Origin of the sequence: Bacillus manliponensis (assembly GCF_000712595.1) — a bacterium.
Taxonomy (GTDB): Bacteria; Bacillota; Bacilli; order Bacillales; family Bacillaceae_G; genus Bacillus_A; species Bacillus_A manliponensis.
This window is the reverse complement of record NZ_JOTN01000075.1, coordinates 1-748: the sequence shown is the minus strand read 5'-3', so window position 1 is coordinate 748 and position 748 is coordinate 1. Positions and strand designations below refer to the sequence as shown.

Annotated in this window: 2 protein-coding genes; both read right to left on the bottom strand. The window is 38.5% G+C overall.

Annotated features, from left to right (window positions below; genetic code table 11):
- On the bottom strand, positions 1–331 hold a 331-nt coding region (gpG, locus tag BAMA_RS23275), incomplete at its 3' end, for a phage tail assembly chaperone G (RefSeq protein WP_034644427.1).
- Between the two features lie 76 nt (positions 332–407).
- Positions 408–748, bottom strand: a 341-nt coding sequence (locus BAMA_RS23270; protein WP_034644426.1) for a major tail protein, incomplete at its 5' end; no start/stop codon positions are given.

Here is a 748-nt window from a genome sequence, read left to right as displayed (position 1 = left end):
CACTTCCGTCTTCTTCATTTTCTGCTGCAAGTAATCGACTAGCTTGCTCAACGTGTCCAAGAATGTATTGTGCTACACCGAAAACGGTCCTAAATACCTTACGAGCATCCACACCTTCTTCAAGCTCCTCAATATCAAACTGGTTTCCATACACATCGCACACAAATTGAAAGTTATTATCAAATTCAGCAACGTCTTCACTTCCATTAGTAAAAGCATCTGCAATCTCTGCTGCACGTCGAAATAATTTACCACTAATAAAATTAGGTGGTACAAAGCGTTTGTCTTTTCCATCGATTTTTAATACAAGTGTTAATGTCTCAGGTTTCATTTGAATTTCTCCCTTCGTTTTTAAACATGAAAAAGAGAGGTCCACATTGAACCTCTCATAAATGATTTATTAAATCTTAAGGAGTTGGCGGTGTAAGAACTGATTCCTGATATACAACCTGTTTAAACCAGTTTGCTCCTTTTGTGAATGTACCCCCATCTTCAGCTTCACCTTTCCAACGTCCGTTAAATTGCAAAGGCATGAATTTCATTTTGAGCTTAGAAGTTTGTGGTGTTACCTTCCCTTCAGCCGTTTTACCTTCGATTGGAAGTAACTCAGATTTCCCTTTCAAGAACCAGTAGTAACGATATCCGCCTGTAGACAATTTCGCACGGAATCCAAGTGCTAATTCCATTGTTACATCATTTATGCTGGAAAAGTAAACGCCATTCTCCTCTGTTTGACCAAAGATTTTCT